Raw genomic sequence first — 14,350 nt, forward strand, 5'->3', positions numbered from 1 at the left:
CAGTGTAGATCGAACAGAAGGTCCCCGTTCCACTTCCCTCGATCTTTCTCAAACCTTGATAACAGCAGCGTGTTTGACCTCAATTCAATCCGATGGGCGCAAAAAGGGACGGCCCTTGACGAAGGACCGGCCCTGCCGCACGATTTCGATCAAGAATCCGGGCGCCGAACGAAGAACGGGGTGGGCGATGACAGGCCCAGTGCTTGCCGTCGACCAGGGCACATCGGGCACTAAGGCCCTGGTCATCTGCCCGGACCGGGGAGTGATCGGATCCGGCTCCGCACCGGTGCGCCCCCGCTACACCGCCGGCGGCCGGGTGGAGGTCGACCCGGCCGCGCTGCTCTCCTCGGTGATCGAGGCCGGACGCCGGGCGATCCTGGAGGCCGGGGAACCGGTGGCAGCCCTCGGTCTCGCCAACCAGGGCGAAACGGTGCTGGCCTGGGACCCTGCCACGGGCGCACCGCTGACCGACGCCATCGTGTGGCAGGACCGGCGCGCCGAAGAGCTCTGCGCGGAACTCGCGGCCCACGACGAGCAGCTGCGCGAGCTGACGGGGCTGCCCATCGACCCGTACTTCGCCGCGCCCAAGATGGCGTGGATACGCCGCCATCTGACCCGCGAGGGCGTTGTCACCACCACCGACGCGTGGCTGGTCCACCAACTGACCGGGGAATTCGTCACGGACGCGGCGACGGCGGGACGCACCCAGCTCCTGGACCTCGACCGCGTCGACTGGTCACCGCGGGCCCTGGACATCTTCGGCCTCGCCGACGAGCGTCTGCCGCGCATCGTCGACGCGGCCGGACCGGTGGGCACCACGGCCGCGTTCGGCCCCCGGATACCGCTGACCGGCCTGCTCGTCGACCAGCAGGCCGCCCTGCTCGCGCAGGGCGCCACCGAACCGGGCGCCGCCAAATGCACCTACGGCACCGGCGCCTTCCTCCTCGCCCAGACCGGACCCAGCCCCCGGCGCACCACCACCGGCCTCGTCAGCTGCGTCGCCTGGCGGATCGCCGGACGCACCAGCTACTGCCTCGACGGGCAGGTCTACACCGCCGCGTCCGCCGTCCGCTGGCTCACCGACCTCGGGGTGATCGGCGGCGCCGAGGACCTCGACCCGGTCGGCTCCGCGGTGCCCGACTCCGGGGGAGTGACCTTCGTACCGGCGCTCGCCGGACTCGCCGCGCCCTGGTGGCGCAGCGACCTGCGCGGCTCAGTGACCGGGCTCGGCCTGGACACCACCGCCGGGCATCTGGTGCGCGCGCTGTGCGAGGGCATCGCCGCCCAGGTCGTCGAGCTGGCCGACGCGGTCGCCGCCGACTTCGGCGCGCCGCTCACCGTTCTGCGGGTGGACGGCGGCCTGACCCGCTCGGCCCTGCTCATGCAGACCCAGGCCGACCTGCTGCAACTCCCGGTCGAGGTGTCCGCCTTGCCCGATGTCACCGCGCTGGGAGTGGGCGCCGTCGCCCGCCTCGGCCTCGACCCCGGCCTCACGCTGAGCGGTGTGATCCCCGTCTGGAAGCCGGCCGCCGTCTACGAGCCGCGCATCTCGGCGGCGCAGGCCGCCGAGCAGCTCGCCCGTTTCCGCACGGCTGTGGCCGGGCTGCTGGCAGCGGCATGAGCGTGACCACCGTCGGCAGCCCGCCGCCCGAGGTGTACGACGTGACCGTCGTCGGAGCCGGAGTGGTCGGCGCAGCCATCGCCCGCGAACTGTCCCGCCACCGGCTGCGTATCGCGCTCGTGGACGCCTCCGACGACGTGGGCAACGGCACGTCGAAGGCCAACACGGCGATCCTGCACACCGGTTTCGACGCGGTGCCCGGCTCCCTGGAGTCCCGGCTGGTACGCGAAGGCAGCAGGATGCTGGCCGCGTACGCCGCCGAGACCGGCATTCCGGTGGAGCGGATCGGCGCCCTGCTCGTCGCCTGGGACGAGGAACAGCTCGCCACCCTGCCCCGGCTGGTCGAGAAGGCCGAACGCAACGGCTGCCACGACACCCGGATCATCGGCCCCGACGAGCTGCGCACCCGCGAACCGCACCTGGGCCCCGGCGCGCTCGGCGCACTCGAAGTTCCCGGCGAGAGCATCATCTGCCCCTGGACGACCACGCTCGCGTACGCCACCCAGGCCGTCCGCGCCGGGGTGGACCTGCACCTGAACTGCCGGGTGGAGGCCGTCGACCGCGGGGTGCCGGACGGCGGGAACGGATTCACGCACGAGCTCACCACCGGCCGCGGCCCGCTGCACACCCGGCATCTGGTCAACGCGGCGGGCCTGTACGCCGACGAGATCGACCGGATGCTCGGCCACAGCGACTTCACGGTGACGCCGCGCCGCGGCCAGCTCATGGTCTTCGACAAGCTCGCCCGCGACCTCGTCCGGCACATCCTCCTGCCGGTGCCCACGGCACTCGGCAAGGGCGTCCTGGTGACACCGACCGTGTACGGCAATGTGCTGCTCGGCCCCACCGCCGAGGACCTGGACGACAAGTCGGCCACCAGGTCGACGGCCGAAGGGGTGGCCCTGCTGCGGGACAAGGGCCGCCGGATCCTGCCCGTACTCATCGACGAGGAGGTCACCGCCGTGTACGCCGGGCTGCGCGCGGCAACCGAGCACGACGACTACCGGATCAGCGCCCACCCCCAACAGCGGTACATCACCGTGGGCGGCATCCGCTCCACCGGCCTGACGGCCTCGATGGCCATCGCCGGGTACGTCACGGAGCTGCTCGAAGCCGCCGGTCTGGACCTCGGCGCCGCGCACGAGCCCGAGCCCGTATCGATGCCGAACCTCGGTGAGGCCTTCCCGCGCCCCTACGAGCGCTCCGGTCTCATCGCCGTCGACCCCGAGTACGGCACCCTCGTCTGCCACTGCGAGCGGGTCTCCCGGGGCGAGATCCGCGACGCCCTCACCAGCACCGTCCCGGCCCGCTCGCTCGACGGGCTGCGCCGCCGCACGCGCGCCCGTGGCGGCCGGTGCCAGGGCTTCTACTGCGGTGCGACGGTGCGGGCACTCTTCGAGGCCGGACAGTGAGCCGCTCGCCGCGTACGGTAGACGTCCTCGTCGTCGGTGCGGGCCCCGCCGGTCTCGCCGCCGGCGCGCGCCTGGCGGCCGGGGGCGCGGGCACGGTCGAGATCCTCGACCGCGAACAGCGGGCCGGTGGCATCCCCCGGCACTGCGCCCACAACGGATTCCCCATGAGCGGAACCGAGTTCGCGCGGCGCGCGGTCAACGCGGCACGCCACGCCGGGGCTTCGGTGCGGGTGGGCGTCACCGTCACCGGCTGGGCGGGGCCACTCACCGTGGACATCACCGGCCCGACCGGCCTGGAGCGTGTCACCGCCCGCGCCGTCGTCCTCGCCACCGGCGCCCGCGAACGCCCGCGCAGCGCCCGGCTGATACCGGGCACCCGGCCCGCGGGCGTCCTCACCACCGGGGAGCTCCAGCAGGCCGTCCACCTCCACCATCAGCATGTCGGCACGCGCGCGGTCGTCGTCGGCGCGCAGCCCATCGGCCTGCAGGCGGTACGCACGCTGCGCCGCGCCGGGGTCGCCGTCGCCGCGCTGGTCGGCGACCCGCAGGGCGAGCTGTCGGGCAGCCGGTGGCACCGGGCCCACGGCCTCGGCGTGCCGGTGCTCACCGGCGTCACCGTGACCGAGGTGTTCGGCCGGGGCCGGCTGACCGGGGTGGAGCTGCGCCGCGACGACGGCAGCACCTTCACCGTCGGCTGCGACACCGTCGTCCTCACCGGCGACCGGATCCCCGACCACGAACTGGCCAGGCGCGGCGGAATCACGCTCGACCCCGCCACCAAGGGTCCCGCGGTCGACACCGGGTTCCGCACGTCCCGGCCGGGGGTGTTCGCCGTCGGCAGCGTGCTGCACGGCGTCGAAGCGGCCACCACGGCGGCCCGGCAGGGCCGGCTCGCCGCCGCGCCGGTCCTACGCCACCTGGCCGTCGGCCGATGGCCCGCTTGATGCGACGGCGAGCCCGACCTGATCCGGACAACACCCCCTAGCATCGCGGGCATGCTCACGCTGCTGCACACCTCACCGGTCCACGTCCCGGTCTTCGACGCGCTCAGGGACCGGCATCATCCCGGCCTCGAACTGCGCCATCTGGTGCACGAGGAATTGCTCGCGGCGGCCCGCTCCGACGGCCCCGGTGCGATGGACTCCGCGCTCGGCGTCGTGCTCACCGAGGCGGTCGCGGACGGCGCCACGGTCGTGCTGTGCACCCGCTCCACCATCGGCGGCGCGGCCCAGGCGTACACGGCGCGGCTCGGTGTGCCCGTGCTGCGTGTCGACCGCCCGATGGCCGCGGCGGCCGGCGCCGCGGCGCCGGAGCGCGACACGGTCCGGATCGCGGTGGTCGCGGCGCTGCGCAGCACCCTGGCGCCGACCACCGACCTCATCAGGGAAGAGGCGGCTGCGGCCGGGCGGCGGGCCGACCTGCGCACGGTGTGGGCCGACGGCGCGTGGGACCGCTTCGAGGGTGGCGACAGGGACGGCTACCTGGACCTCGTCGCGCGGGCCGTCGACGCGATCACCGGGGTGGATGTGGTGGTGCTGGCGCAGGCCTCGATGGCGGCTGCGGCCGACCGTACGGGCACCGCCCTGCCCGTGCTCTCCAGCCCCGCCCCCGGACTGCGGGCCGCGGTCGCAGCTGCTGCGGGGGACGCCGAAAGGTCCGCCCGGGACGTGTGACCCCGCCGGGCGGGGGCAGCCGGACGGGGAGAAAGTGGGTCTTGACCAGTACTACGATCGTCAGGAGGTCAGCTGTGACCCAGCCCTACCCCGACCCCGTGCCGCCGTCCCCGACCCCGATGCCGGGCCCGCCCGGCCCGATGCCCGGCCCGCCCGGCCCGAAGCCGGGCCCCCCGCCCGGACCGCTGCCCGGCCCGTCGCCCATCCCGCCGGGGCCGTCCCCGGACCCGATTCCGCAGCCGCCGGGGCCCAACCCCGTACCGGACCCGGACCCGATCCCGCAGCCGCCGGGGCCCAACCCCGTACCGGACCCGGAACCTGCGCCGGGCCCGATGTCGGGGATCTGACCGGCCTCGGTCAGCCGGTGTTCACCTCTGAGCGGTCGCCGCCCCAGAGGGTGTGGAACGAGCCCTCGCGGTCGGTGCGCCGGTAGGTGTGCGCCCCGAAGAAGTCACGCTGGCCCTGAGTCAGGGCCGCGGGCAGCCGCTCCGCGCGCAGCGCGTCGTAGTACGCGAGCGCGGCCGAGAAGCCGGGCGTGGGCACGCCCTGCTGCGCGGCGGCTGCCACCACCGCACGCCAGTCGTCCTGGGCCGTACCGATCTCCTCGGTGAACCCCTTGTCGGAGAGCAGGCTCGGCAGCTCGGGCTGGGCGTCGTACGCGGCCCTGATCCGGTCCAGGAAGGCCGCGCGGATGATGCAGCCCGCGCGCCAGAGGGCGGCCACCGCGCCGAGGTCGATGTTCCAGTCGTACTTCTCGCTGCCGGCCTGGACCTGGTGGAAGCCCTGCGTGTACGACACGATCTTCGACGCGTAGAGCGCCTGCTCCACCCGGTCGGCGAAGGCCGCGGCCTCGGCCTCACCGAGCGGCGCGGCCGTCGGTCCGGGCAGCGCGTGCGAGGCCTTGCGCAGGTCCGCGTGGCCGGACAGCGAGCGGGCGAAGACGGCCTCCGCGATGCCCGATACGGGCACCCCCAGATCGAGCGCGATCTGCACGGTCCAGCGCCCCGTGCCCTTCTGCTCGGCCTCGTCGGCCACAATGTCGACAAAGGGCTTCCCGGTGGCTGCGTCCTTGTGGGCGAGCACCTCCGCGGTGATCTCGATCAGATACGAGTCGAGCCGTCCGGTGTTCCAGGAGCGGAAGGTCTCGGCGATCTTCTCGGGGCTGTAGCCCGCGACGGTACGCAGCAGGTCGTACGCCTCGGCGATCAGCTGCATGTCGGCGTACTCGATGCCGTTGTGCACCATCTTCACGAAGTGGCCCGCGCCGTCAGGACCGATGTGGGCGACACACGGCGTGCCGTCCTTCGCCTTCGCGGCGATCTTCTCCAGGAGCGGCCCGAGGGACTTGTAGGACTCCGCCGATCCGCCCGGCATGATGCTGGGCCCGTGCAGCGCACCCTCCTCGCCGCCCGAGACGCCCGTGCCGACGAAGTGGATGCCGCGCTCGCGCAGCTCCTTCTCGCGGCGCCTGGTGTCCTCGAAGTGCGCGTTTCCGCCGTCGATGATGACATCGCCGGGCTCAAGCAGCTCCGCGAACTCCTGGATCACGGCATCGGTCGGCTCGCCGGCCTTGACCATGATCACCAGTCGGCGGGGGCGCTCCAGTGAGGCGACGAAGTCGGCCGCGCTGTCGGCGGGGACGAAGATGCCCTCCTCGCCGAACTCCTTGACGAGGTCGTGCGTCTTGGCGGCCGTGCGGTTGTGCAGCGCGACCGTGAGGCCGTTGCGGGCGAAGTTACGGGCGAGATTGCGGCCCATTACCGCCAGTCCCGTTACACCGATCTGGGCTGTACCAGTCATGCCTGTGCTCCTGGATTCCGTCGGGTGCGCCAAAAAATCAGACGTAAGAATCAGTATGGATACGGACCGGGTGGTCCCGCCGTTCAAGGGTCATCAAGTCATACGAGTGGGCCATGATTCCCGCGTTGCGCGGAACCGGTCACACCTCATCGGGCACGAAACGGGCCCGTATCGGCGTCCAAACGGGCAGCGGCCCGGCGGCCCACCACGGGCCCGCCCACCTGACCAGCGACGACGATGATTGTGAAACGGGCAGGAACGGGCACAGTACGACTTGTGAAGACGCTGGTCGCGCCGGGTCGCCTGCTTGTACAAACGACGCATGGGCCCGAACGGACGCCGGGTCGCAAGTGCGGGCAGCAAAAACAGGGAAGTGTGTCGTGGACACCGACGAACGCCGACGAGCCATCCTCGAAATCGCCAGACGCGACGGGTCCGTCGACGTCACTCCGCTGGCGGCGGAACTTCAGGTGGCGAAGGAGACGGTCCGTCGCGACCTGCGCGCACTGGAGGAGCACGGCCTGGTACGGCGCACACACGGCGGCGCCTATCCGGTGGAGAGCGCCGGATTCGAGACCACGCTCGCCGCCCGCACCACCCGCCTTGTGCCGCAGAAGGGCAGGATCGGTGCGGCTGCCGCCGATCTGCTCGGTGACGCCGAGACCGTGTTCGTCGACGAGGGCTTCACCCCGCAGCTCGTCGTCGAGGCGCTGCCGCGCGACCGGCCGCTGACCGTGGTGACCGCCTCCCTCGCCGTGGCGACGGCGCTGGCCGACGCCGAGAAGATCGGCGTACTTCTGCTCGGTGGCCGACTGCGTGGCTCAACCATGGCCACCGTCGACCACTGGGCAACCAAAATGCTCGCCGACTTCGTCATCGACCTGGCGTACATCGGCGCGAACGGCATCTCCCGCGAGTATGGCCTGACCACCCCCGATCCGGCCGTCGGCGAGGTCAAGGCGCAGGCCATGCGCAGCGCGCGACGGCGGGTCTTCGCCGGTATCCACACCAAGTTCGGCGCGGTGAGCTTCTGCCGCTTCGCCGAGGTCGGCGACTTCGAGGCGATCGTCACCGACGCCGGGCTGTCGTCGGCCGAGGCGCAGCGCTACTCACTGCTCGGTCCGCAGGTCATACGCGTCTGAGCCCGCTCCCCCAGCCCGTTTCCCCACTCCAACTCTCCTATTTCATCAGCACATTGCCCCGGCGCCGGGGGCAAGTCCGCCATGCCTAACGACCCATCAGGAGAACCCATGCCCCCCAAGCAACGACAACGTGGCACTCGCGTGCGTGTCGGCGCGGACACAGCCGTCACCGCGGCGATGGCGCTCATCACCGGGTGCGCCGGAGCCGGCGGCACCTCCTTCGGCGGGGGTGACGCACTGAACGTACTCATGGTGAACAACCCGCAGATGGTCGAGCTGCAGAAGCTCACCGCCGAGCACTTCACCAAGGACACCGGCATCAAGGTCAACTTCACCGTGCTGCCGGAGAACGACGTACGCGACAAGATCAGTCAGGACTTCTCCAACCAGGCGGGCCAGTACGACGTGGCCACCATCAGCAACTTCGAAGTGCCGTTCTTCGCCAAGAACGGCTGGCTGCGGGACCTCGACCAATATGCCGCCAAGGACACCGCGTTCGACCAGAGCGACATCCTCAAACCCCTGCGGGACTCGCTCACCGCCGAGGACGGCAAGCTCTACGCCGAGCCGTTCTACGGCGAGTCCTCTTTCCTGATGTACCGCAAGGACGTCTTCGCCGAGAAGGGACTGACGATGCCTCAGAAACCTACCTGGCAGCAGGTCGCCGCCCTCGCGGCCGAGGCGGACGGCGCCGAGAGCGGCATGAAGGGCATCTGCCTGCGCGGCCTCCCCGGCTGGGGCGAGGTCATAGCGCCGCTCACCACCGTCGTCAACACCATGGGTGGCACCTGGTTCACCAAGGACTGGGAACCACAGCTCACCTCCCCGGAGTTCAAGAAGGCCACCAAGTTCTACGTCGACCTCGTACGCGAGCACGGCGAGGCCGGAGCGCCGCAGGCCGGGTACGCCGAGTGCCTCAACAACATGACGCAGGGCAAGTCGGCTATGTGGTACGACGCCACAGCCGGCGCCGGATCGCTGGAGGCCGCCGGATCACCGGTGAAGGGCAAGATCGGGTACGTACCGGCGCCCGTGGACAAGACCAAGAGCTCCGGCTGGCTCTACACCTGGGCCTGGGGCATGCAGAAGGCCTCCAAGAAGAACGACAAGGCCTGGGAGTTCATCTCCTGGGCGTCCGGCAAGGAGTACGAGACGCTGGCCGGGCAGAAGGCGGGCTGGGCCAACGTGCCGGCCGGCAAACGGGCTTCGACCTACACCAACCCCGAGTACCGCAAGGCCGCTTCGGCGTTCGCCGAGGTCACCCACCAGGCCATTTCGAGCGCCGACCCGGTCAACCCCGGCACCCAGCCGCGCCCCACGGCCGGCATCCAGTTCGTCGGAGTGCCCGAGTTCACGGACCTCGGAACCAAGGTCGCGCAGGAGATCAGCGAGGCCATCGCGGGGCGCCAGTCGGTCGACAAGGCCCTGAAGAACTCCCAGAAGCTGGCCGAGAAGGTCGCCGAGGAGTACCGATGAGCGCCCCCGTCGGTACGCCGCCACAGTCACCCGCGAGCACGGTGCGCGCCACCGAGCCCGGCACATCGGGGCGCGCACGCTCCGGCCGGGCCCGCGCCTGGGCCACCAGGGCGCCCCTCATGCCCGCACTCGTCTTCCTGATCGTCGTCACTCAACTGCCCTTCGTGGCGACGCTGGTGATCTCACTCTTCGACTGGAACTCGCTCGACCCCAAGGACCGCGCCTTCACCGGCCTGTCCAACTACCAGTCCGTGGCGACCGACGGGGCGCTGCGCGAATCGGTGCTCACCACCGTGATGCTCACCGTGACCGTGGTGATCGTCAGCGTGGTGGCGGGCCTGCTGCTCGCCCTGCTGCTCGACCGGACCTTCTTCGGCCGGGGCTTCGTACGCACCCTGCTCATCACGCCCTTCCTGATCGTGCCGGTCTCCGCCGCACTGCTGTGGAAGCACGCGCTCTACAACCCGGAGTACGGGCTGCTCAACGGGGCGTGGTCCTGGATCGCCGGGCTGTTCGGCGACTCCTCACCGGCCCAGCCGGAGTGGACGTCACAGATGCCGCTCGCCGCGGTCGAGATCGCCCTCATCTGGCAGTGGACGCCGTTCATGATGCTGATCCTGCTCGCCGGACTGCAGAGCAGGCCCGTCGACATGATGGAGGCGGCCCGGCTGGACGGCGCGACCCCCTGGCAGACCTTCCGGTATCTGACCCTGCCGCACCTGCGCCGCTACCTCGAACTGGGCGTACTGCTGGGCTCGGTGTACATCGTGCAGAACTTCGACGCGGTGTTCACCATCACCTCGGGCGGACTCGGTACCGCCAACCTCCCGTACACCATCTACCAGACCTTCTACCAGGCCCACGAGTACGGGCTGGCGTCAGCCGCTGGAGTCGTCGTCGTGCTCGGCACGATCGTGATCGCCACCTTCGCACTGCGCGTCGTCTCGTCGCTCTTCAACGAGGAGGCGAACCGCGCATGACCGCTCTGGCCGCCCCACCCGCACCCACCGCGTCCTCCACATCCCCCGCGCCCGCGATCCGCCGCGCCAAGTGGCGCTCCGGCGGACTCGGCCTGCTCGCCTGGGTGGCGGGCATCGGCTTCTGCCTGCCCGCGCTCTGGATGCTGCTCACCTCGCTGCACTCGGAGTCCGACGCGGCGACCAACCCGCCGTCGGTCCTGGCGCCACTGACGCTCGACGGCTACCGCGAGTTCTTCAGCGCCGGGGCCAGCCCCTGGCCGCCGCTGATCAACTCCGTCACCGCCAGCCTCTTCTCCACGCTCTTCGTGCTGGTCCTGGCGCTGCCCGCGGCGTACGCCCTGTCCATCAGGCGGGTCCGCAAGTGGACCGACGTGATGTTCTTCTTCCTGTCCACCAAGATGCTCCCGGTCGTCGCGGGCCTGCTGCCCGTCTACCTGTTCGCCAAGAACGTCGGGATGCTGGACAACATCTGGCTGCTCGTCATCCTCTACACCTCGATGAACCTGCCGATCGCGGTGTGGATGATGCAGTCGTTCCTCGCGGACGTGCCCGTCTCCATCATCGAGGCCGCCCAGGTCGACGGAGCCAGGCTGCCGACGATCCTCTTCCGGGTGGTGGCCCCGATCGCGGCACCCGGGATCGCGGCCACCGCGCTGATCTGCTTCATCTTCAGCTGGAACGAGCTGCTGTTCGCCCGGGTCCTCACCGGGGTGGTCGCCCAGACCGCCCCCGTCTTCCTGACGGGCTTCGTCACCAGCCAGGGGCTCTTCCTCGCCCAGCTGTGCGCCGCGTCCGTCGTCGTATCCCTGCCGGTGCTCGCCGCCGGCTTCGCCGCCCAGGACAAACTGGTCCAGGGCCTCTCTCTTGGAGCCGTCAAATGAGGGCAGCGATCGTCGAAGCCCCCGGCAAGGTGTCCGTCACGACCGTCCCGGACCCGACGCCAGGACCCCGCGAGGTCGTCGTGTCCGTCGCCTCCTGCGGTCTGTGCGGCACCGATCTGCACATCCTGCAGGGCGAGTTCGCGCCGAGCCTGCCCCTCGTCCCCGGTCATGAGTTCGCCGGCGAGATCGTCGGCATCGGGGCCGACGTGACCGAACTGGCCATCGGCGACCGCGTGGCCGTCGACCCCTCCCTGCACTGCCACGAATGCCGCTACTGCCGCTCCGGGCGCGGCAATCTCTGCGACCGGTGGGCCGCCATCGGCGTCACGGTGCAGGGCGGCGCCGCGGAGTTCGCCGTCGCGCCGGTCGCCAACTGCGTAAAGCTGCCCGAGCACGTCGACGTCAGGGACGCGGCACTGATCGAGCCGCTGTCCTGCGCCGTACGCGGCTACGACGTCCTGCGCGGCAACCTCGGCGCCGAAGTGCTGATCTACGGCTCGGGAACGATGGGCCTGATGATGCTGGAGCTGGCCAAACGCACCGGCGCCGCAGGCGTGGACATCCTCGACATCAACCCGGACCGGCTGGCCACGGCCGACCTGCTCGGCTGCTCACGGTCGGCCTCCGCCGCCGACGAGCTGGACCGGCCGCACGGCTGGGATGTCGTCATCGACGCGACGGGCAACGCGGGCGCCATCCAGGACGGCATCGGACGCGTCGCCAAGGGCGGGACCTTCCTGCAGTTCGGCGTCGCCGACTACGCCACCACGGCGGTCATCGAGCCGTACAAGATCTACAACCAGGAAATCACCATCACCGGCTCCATGGCCGTCCTGCACAGCTTCGAGCGGGCAGCGGCGCTGTTCGCCGCCGGGGTACTCGACCCGGCGGTCTTCATCAGCGACCGGCTGCCGCTGGAGCAGTACCCGCAGGCCATCGACCGGTTCAAGGCGGGCAAGGGCCGCAAGATCGTGGTGCAGCCGTGACCGGCGGTCCCGACGCCGTCCTGGTGATGGGTGAAGCACTCATCGACCTGGTACCGGCGCCGGCCGCGGGCGAAACCGCGGCCACGACGGATCTGCGGCGTGCCCAGCCGGGCGGGGCGCCGGCCAATGTCGCCGTCGCGCTGGCCCGGCTCGGCAGGGCGGTGTCCTTCGCCGGGGCGCTCGGCGGCGACGGTTTCGCACGGACCATCGAGGCGCGGCTGAAGTCGGCAGGCGTCGGCCTGGCCCTCACGGCGCACTCCGCGCAGCCCACGGCACTGGCGGTAGCCGACCCCGGCAAGGACGGCACCGGCTACCACTTCCACCTCCAAGACACCGCCACCTTCCGGCTGCCCGAACGCACGGCGGAGGTGTCCCGCTTCGGAGCGGTGTACGTCGGCGGGCTCGCCGCCGTCGTCGCCCCGGCGGCCGAGGCCGTCGCGGCGACCGCCCGCGCGGCGGCCGGACGCACCCTCCTGGTGGTGGACCCCAATGTCCGCCAGGACCGCACCCTCGGCCCGGACCACGGCCACGCCCGGCTGCGTGAACTCTGCGCCCTGGCGCATGTGGTCAAGGCCAGCGACGAGGACCTGGCCGGGCTCTGGCCGGACACCGACCCGGACACCACCTGCCGGAGACTGGCCGCCGAGGGCCGCCTGGTGGTGCTGACGCGCGGCGCGCACGGCAGTACGGCGTATACCGCGTCCGGACCGCCGCTCTCGGTGCCGGCGGCGCCGGTCGACGTCGTCAACACGATCGGCGCCGGGGACGCCTTCACGGCTGCCGTGCTCAGCCGGCTCACCGAGCTGGGCGCGCACCGGGCCGAAGCCGTGGCGACGCTCGCGCCCGAGCAGGTCAGGGCGATGCTCACCTTCGCCGCGCAGGTCGCGGCCTCGGTGTGCGGGCACGCCGGTACGGAGCCTTCGCTGCCGCTGGGGGCCCAGGGCTGACCCGGGACCTGTGGTGAACGGATGGACCAGCTCGATCGTCGAGCCGGTCCATCCGGTTTCGCCCTGGCAGGCTCAGGCCGCCCTGCGTGCCCCGCGCGCCGAGGCCCTGATGATGTCCGCGTAGTGGTGCCCGCTGCCCTTGACGGTGCGGCGCTGGGTCTCGTAGTCGACGTGGATCAGGCCGAAGCGCTTGTCGTAGCCGTACGCCCACTCGAAGTTGTCCAGGAGCGACCAGGCGAAGTAACCGGCGAGCGGCGCGCCCTTGCCCGCGGCCCGCGCGCACGCCGCGAGATGCTCATCCAGGTAGCGGGCGCGCTCGGGGTCGTCGACGGTGCCGTCGGGCTTGACGACGTCCGGATACGCGGAGCCGTTCTCCGTGACGTAGATGCGCTGCGCGCCGTAGTCGTCCGTCAGGCGCAGGATGAGCTGCTCCAGGCCGTCGGCGCACACCTCCCAGTCCATGGCGGTGCGCCGGCCGGGTGCTGCCACCTGCTTGGCGTGCGGCAGCGGGCCCGACGGGTCGTCGGCCACCACATTGCGGAAGTAGTAGTTGAGACCGAGCCAGTCGAGCGGCGCGGCGATCGTCTCCAGGTCGCCGGGGCGCTCGGGGAGGTCCACGCCGTACAGGTCCAGCATGTCCTGCGGGTAGCCGCGGCCGTGGATCGGGTCGAGCCACCAGCGGTTGGTGTGCCCGTCCGCGCGCACCGCTGCGGCCCGGTCGGCGTCGCTGTCGGTGGCGGGCTCGCAGGGGCTGAGGTTGTTCACGATGCCGACCTGTGCGCCGGGGACGGCGGCTCGGATCGCCCGGGTGGCGAGGCCGTGGCCCAGGTGCAGGTGGTACGAGGCGTTGACGGCTGCCGTCAGGTCGGTCAGGCCGGGCGCCATCCGGCCTTCGAGGTGACCGATCCACGCGGAGCACAGCGGTTCGTTGAGGGTCGCCCAGTCGCGCACCCGGTCGCCGAGCCGGTCCGCCACCACGGCGGCGTACGCGGCGAAGTGCTCCGAGGTCTCCCTGACCGCCCAGCCGCCGCGGTCCTGCAGGGCCTGCGGCAGGTCCCAGTGGTAGAGGGTGGGGAACGGGGTGATGCCCGCTTCCAGGAGCCCGTCGACCAGGCGGTCGTAGAAGCCCAGGCCCGCCTCGTTGACCTGCCCGCTGCCGCCCGGTACGACGCGCGGCCAGGCGATCGAGAAGCGGTACGCGTCGACGCCCAGCTGCTTCATCAGCGCGATGTCCTCGCGCCAGCGGTGGTAGTGGTCGCAGGCGATGTCGCCGTGGTCGCCGTTGTCGATGGCTCCGGGGGTATGGGAGAAGGTGTCCCAGATGGACGGCGAGCGGCCGTCCTCGGACACCGCGCCCTCGATCTGGTAGGCCGAAGTGGCCACACCCCAGGTGAAGTCGGCGGGCAGGGCATTGAGGTCGTTCACGGACTGC

Annotated in this window: 12 protein-coding genes and 1 pseudogene; 11 read left to right on the plus strand and 2 right to left on the minus strand. The window is 71.3% G+C overall.

Translation table 11 applies throughout. The annotated features are described in order from the left end of the window. The first annotated feature begins 187 nt into the window (after positions 1-187). The 5 genes and pseudogenes from ABCR94_RS14460 to ABCR94_RS14480 all read left to right on the plus strand — a co-directional run bounded on the left by ABCR94_RS14460 (position 188) and on the right by ABCR94_RS14480 (position 5,053). Entirely contained in the window at positions 188-1,621 is a 1,434-nt protein-coding gene (locus tag ABCR94_RS14460) for an FGGY family carbohydrate kinase (RefSeq protein WP_347119688.1), read from the plus strand. Continuing rightward, positions 1,618-3,033, plus strand: a complete 1,416-nt coding sequence (locus tag ABCR94_RS14465; RefSeq protein ID WP_347119689.1) for an FAD-dependent oxidoreductase — start codon at positions 1,618-1,620, stop codon at positions 3,031-3,033. Before ABCR94_RS14460 ends, ABCR94_RS14465 begins: the two co-directional genes overlap by 4 nt. Next, positions 3,030-3,971 (plus strand): annotated as a pseudogene (locus ABCR94_RS14470) (NAD(P)/FAD-dependent oxidoreductase); the annotation flags it as partial. The gene ABCR94_RS14465 and the pseudogene ABCR94_RS14470, both read left to right, overlap by 4 nt. Positions 3,972-4,028: 57 nt before the next feature. Further along, positions 4,029-4,706, plus strand: coding sequence for an arylsulfatase (locus ABCR94_RS14475; RefSeq protein ID WP_347119690.1), 678 nt, complete (start codon positions 4,029-4,031; stop codon positions 4,704-4,706). 74 nt (positions 4,707-4,780) lie between these two features. Next, positions 4,781-5,053, plus strand: a complete 273-nt coding sequence (locus tag ABCR94_RS14480) for a hypothetical protein (RefSeq protein WP_347119691.1) — start codon at positions 4,781-4,783, stop codon at positions 5,051-5,053. Positions 5,054-5,063: 10 nt separating this feature from the next. Here ABCR94_RS14480 and gnd read toward each other — a convergent pair whose 3' ends face one another. Next, on the minus strand, positions 5,064-6,506 hold the full coding sequence (gene gnd / locus ABCR94_RS14485) for an NADP-dependent phosphogluconate dehydrogenase (protein WP_347119692.1): 1,443 nt from the start codon (positions 6,504-6,506) through the stop codon (positions 5,064-5,066). Between the two features lie 380 nt (positions 6,507-6,886). On the opposite strand from gnd, the gene ABCR94_RS14490 reads away from it, so the two are divergent. The 6 genes from ABCR94_RS14490 (at position 6,887) to ABCR94_RS14515 (ending at position 12,918) form a co-directional block, all read left to right on the plus strand. Next, positions 6,887-7,648, plus strand: a complete 762-nt coding sequence (locus tag ABCR94_RS14490; protein WP_347119693.1) for a DeoR/GlpR family DNA-binding transcription regulator — start codon at positions 6,887-6,889, stop codon at positions 7,646-7,648. Between the two features lie 108 nt (positions 7,649-7,756). Then, positions 7,757-9,124, plus strand: a complete 1,368-nt coding sequence (locus ABCR94_RS14495) for an ABC transporter substrate-binding protein (protein WP_347119694.1) — start codon at positions 7,757-7,759, stop codon at positions 9,122-9,124. Then, positions 9,121-10,104, plus strand: coding sequence for a carbohydrate ABC transporter permease (locus tag ABCR94_RS14500; protein ID WP_347119695.1), 984 nt, complete (start codon positions 9,121-9,123; stop codon positions 10,102-10,104). The genes ABCR94_RS14495 and ABCR94_RS14500 overlap by 4 nt, the downstream gene beginning before the upstream one ends. Next, positions 10,101-10,985, plus strand: a complete 885-nt coding sequence (locus ABCR94_RS14505) for a carbohydrate ABC transporter permease (protein ID WP_347119696.1) — start codon at positions 10,101-10,103, stop codon at positions 10,983-10,985. The genes ABCR94_RS14500 and ABCR94_RS14505 overlap by 4 nt, the downstream gene beginning before the upstream one ends. Further along, a complete protein-coding gene (locus tag ABCR94_RS14510; RefSeq protein ID WP_347119697.1) occupies positions 10,982-11,971 on the plus strand; it encodes a zinc-dependent alcohol dehydrogenase family protein in 990 nt (329 codons plus the stop codon). Before ABCR94_RS14505 ends, ABCR94_RS14510 begins: the two co-directional genes overlap by 4 nt. Next, positions 11,968-12,918 carry a PfkB family carbohydrate kinase gene (locus ABCR94_RS14515; RefSeq protein ID WP_347119698.1) on the plus strand — a complete coding sequence of 317 codons (951 nt, stop codon included), beginning with the start codon at positions 11,968-11,970 and terminating at the stop codon, positions 12,916-12,918. Before ABCR94_RS14510 ends, ABCR94_RS14515 begins: the two co-directional genes overlap by 4 nt. A gap of 72 nt (positions 12,919-12,990) precedes the next feature. Here ABCR94_RS14515 and ABCR94_RS14520 read toward each other — a convergent pair whose 3' ends face one another. Next, the gene (locus ABCR94_RS14520; protein WP_347119699.1) at positions 12,991-14,343 is read right to left on the minus strand and encodes a GH1 family beta-glucosidase; all 1,353 of its coding nucleotides are present in this window, start codon (positions 14,341-14,343) and stop codon (positions 12,991-12,993) included. Positions 14,344-14,350 lie beyond the last annotated feature (7 nt).

It is taken from the genome of Streptomyces changchenzhani (assembly GCF_039766235.1).
Taxonomy (GTDB): Bacteria; Actinomycetota; Actinomycetes; order Streptomycetales; family Streptomycetaceae; genus Streptomyces.

What these genes read in the sequence shown, in the direction of transcription:
- ABCR94_RS14510 (WP_347119697.1), top strand. Translation starts at nt 10,982, where the DNA reads ATGAGGGCAGCGATCGTCGAAGCCCCCGGCAAGGTGTCCGTCACGACC.
- ABCR94_RS14460 (WP_347119688.1), top strand. Translation starts at nt 188, where the DNA reads ATGACAGGCCCAGTGCTTGCCGTCGACCAGGGCACATCGGGCACTAAG.
- ABCR94_RS14495 (WP_347119694.1), top strand. Translation starts at nt 7,757, where the DNA reads ATGCCCCCCAAGCAACGACAACGTGGCACTCGCGTGCGTGTCGGCGCG.
- gnd (WP_347119692.1), bottom strand. Translation starts at nt 6,506, where the DNA reads ATGACTGGTACAGCCCAGATCGGTGTAACGGGACTGGCGGTAATGGGC.
- ABCR94_RS14505 (WP_347119696.1), top strand. Translation starts at nt 10,101, where the DNA reads ATGACCGCTCTGGCCGCCCCACCCGCACCCACCGCGTCCTCCACATCC.
- ABCR94_RS14500 (WP_347119695.1), top strand. Translation starts at nt 9,121, where the DNA reads ATGAGCGCCCCCGTCGGTACGCCGCCACAGTCACCCGCGAGCACGGTG.
- ABCR94_RS14475 (WP_347119690.1), top strand. Translation starts at nt 4,029, where the DNA reads ATGCTCACGCTGCTGCACACCTCACCGGTCCACGTCCCGGTCTTCGAC.
- ABCR94_RS14465 (WP_347119689.1), top strand. Translation starts at nt 1,618, where the DNA reads ATGAGCGTGACCACCGTCGGCAGCCCGCCGCCCGAGGTGTACGACGTG.